Genomic DNA, 2,854 nt, shown 5'->3' on the forward strand with positions numbered 1-2,854 from the left:
CCAAACAATTTCCAGGCCAGCATGGATTTGGAGATATTGGTGCCGCGATCGTTATAAAGACAGCTGTGTATTACGTTATGGCCGCGGGCTGCCAGCACGCGGGCCACTGATGAGCCTAAAAAGATATTGCGCAAATGCCCCAGGTGCAGCGGCTTATTGGTGTTGGGCGAAGAATACTCAACCATTACCTTCTCTCCTTTGCCGTCTTCCAGCTGTGCATAGTCTGGTTGCAGGAAGGAACGATATAATTGTTCAACCCATAAGGAGTCGTTAAAAACAATATTCAGAAATCCCTTAACAACATTAAAAGACGAAACAATGGAAGGAATATCACTGGCACAGAAAGCACCGATACGTGCACCAATCTGTTCTGGCGCTACTTTCGCCTGTTTGATGTAGGGAAAAACAACCAGCGTAAGAGAACCTTCAAAATCCTTGCGTGTTGGTTCAAGTAAAATAGTCGAGGCATCAACAGAGATGGAAAATTCTTTCAATAAGCCTTTGGCTATGGATTCTTTTAATAAGAACGCAGGATTCATAAACAATTTTGTAAGTGTATTGAACTACAAAGATGCTTATTTTTTTGCTGAATTCGCACAATAAAATACAATTGATATCAGCATACAGACCTTTTAGAATACTGCTATCTATCAATGGTTTAAATAAAAACGGCCAATTTCAATATTATTTTTACCGACTTTCATAAGAATCGATTGCATAGTATTTTTTTTTATGTGATTATTGCAAACATTTAGCACTATAGCGCCATCATACATGGATAAATATTTCGACTTAATTGACCAGACATTCTATTTCCCGACAGAAGAATTCAAGCTGGTTAATAATGAATTGCATTTCAATGATTTCCCTTTAATGGATGTGATCAAACAATATGGCACGCCATTAAAACTGACATATTTGCCTAAAATCAGTTCTCAGATTTTAAAAGCAAAGCAATGGTTTAACCAGGCTATTGCTGATAATAATTATTCGGGAACATATACTTACTGCTATTGCACAAAATCATCACATTTCAGCTTTGTATTGAATGAAGCACTGAAGAATGATATTCATATTGAAACATCATCGGCCTACGATATTCCCATTGTGCGAATCTTATTTGAGAACAATAAAATCTCAAAAGACACCAACATTATCTGCAATGGTTTCAAGCGTGTTGAGTATACCGATTACATTTGTGACCTGATCAATGATGGCTTTAACTGTACGCCGATTCTGGATAACCTGGAAGAGATCCTGGCGTATGAAAAAGGCGTGGAAACCACCTGTAACTTAGGTATACGCTTAGCTACAGATGAAGAACCTAAATTCGAATTCTATACATCACGCTTAGGTTTCCGATATAATGACGTGGTGCAGTTCTATAAAGAAAAAATAGAACCGAATCCAAAGTTCAAATTAAAGATGCTGCATTTCTTCATTAACACAGGTATTAAAGATACTACATATTACTGGAGTGAATTAAGCCGCTTTGTACATATGTACTGTACAATGAAGAAGATTAATCCGGATATGGATAGCATTGATATTGGTGGAGGTTGGCCAATAAAAACATCGGTACATTTTGAATACGATTACAAATACATGGCTGATCAGATTGTAAAAACAATCAAGCGTGTATGTGATGAAGAAGGTGTACCTACGCCAAATATATTTACAGAATTCGGCAGCTTTACTGTTGGTGAAAGCGGCGCTGCCGTGTATTCTGTATTGGGAAGCAAGCTACAGAACGACAAGGAAGAATGGTACATGATCGATAGCTCTTTTATTACTACACTGCCTGACGTTTGGGGCTTGAGCCAGAAATATTTATTGCTTGCCGTGAATGGCTGGGATAAGCCTTATAAGAAAGTAAAGCTTGGTGGTATTACCTGCGACAGCATGGATTATTACAACTCAGAAGCACACCAGAACCTTGTATTCATGCCGGAACTGGATGAAAAAGAACCAACGTATATTGGCTTTTTCCATACAGGTGCATACCAGGAATCTTTGGGTGGCTATGGCGGTATCCAGCATTGTCTGGTACCGGCTCCTAAGCATATCCTGATCAATAAGGATGAAGCCGGTAACTACACGCACGAACTCTTTGCTCCTGAACAGACCAAGGAAAGCATGCTGAAGATATTGGGGTATAAGGCTTAACGCCGAAGGCGAAAGGCTTAAAGCTGTTGCGTATAAAATTCCAAATAACAAAAAGCAAACTCCCCAAACGCATTAAAGCTTAAAGTAAGAGCCTCATGAATTTAATTCGTGAGGCTCTTTTTACTTTAAGCTTTTCCGCATTTAGCTTTAGGCCTTAAGCCTTAGGCTTTAAGCCCAAAATCAGCTCCGCTGCTTCCAGCAACGAATCTACTTTATACTTTGCACTTGTTTCAGTATTCGGAAATTCTTCAATAAGGATCGTTGGAATGTTCAGTTTATTTGCTGGAATGATGTCGCGCTCACGGTCACCTACCATCCAGGATTGAGCGATATCAATGTCGTATTTGGCAATGGCTTTTTCAAACATCAGTGACCCTGGTTTGCGGGACAAAGATTCTGAAATGGTTTGGTGGTATGGGGAATAAAAATATTCATCAATTAAGTTACCTGATTCCTGATCAAAATAATCGTGGCATTTGTACACGTCTTCGTGCTGATAAATCCCCTTTGCAATACCCGACTGATTTGTAATGATGATCAGTAAATAACCAGCTTCTTTCAGCATTTTAAGCGCTGGAATAACGCCATCTATGATCTTGAATTCTTCAACTTTGTAGGTGTAATTCACATTATCAACATTGATAACTCCATCCCGATCTAAAAACACGCACTTTTTTTTCATTCTTCA

The 2,854-nt window shown here is 38.9% G+C and carries 3 protein-coding genes; 1 reads left to right on the forward strand and 2 read right to left on the reverse strand.

Annotated elements, in window-relative coordinates; genetic code table 11:
• Positions 1–539: arginine--tRNA ligase domain-containing protein (gene argS, locus ACTHJT_RS07835; RefSeq protein ID WP_440237447.1), on the reverse strand; the 539-nt coding region annotated here is incomplete at its 3' end.
• Between the two features lie 235 nt (positions 540–774).
• Between argS and ACTHJT_RS07840 the strand changes: the two genes are divergently transcribed.
• Positions 775–2,166 carry an arginine decarboxylase gene (locus tag ACTHJT_RS07840; RefSeq protein ID WP_440237448.1) on the forward strand — a complete coding sequence of 464 codons (1,392 nt, stop codon included), beginning with the start codon at positions 775–777 and terminating at the stop codon, positions 2,164–2,166.
• A 154-nt stretch (positions 2,167–2,320) separates the two neighbouring features.
• Here the strand turns inward: ACTHJT_RS07840 and ACTHJT_RS07845 are convergent, their stop codons facing one another.
• Positions 2,321–2,848 carry a D-glycero-alpha-D-manno-heptose-1,7-bisphosphate 7-phosphatase gene (locus ACTHJT_RS07845; RefSeq protein ID WP_440237449.1) on the reverse strand — a complete coding sequence of 176 codons (528 nt, stop codon included), beginning with the start codon at positions 2,846–2,848 and terminating at the stop codon, positions 2,321–2,323.
• Positions 2,849–2,854: the final 6 nt, after the last annotated feature.

Source organism: Cytophaga sp., from assembly GCF_051961495.1.
Taxonomy (GTDB): domain Bacteria; phylum Bacteroidota; class Bacteroidia; order Cytophagales; family Cytophagaceae; genus Cytophaga.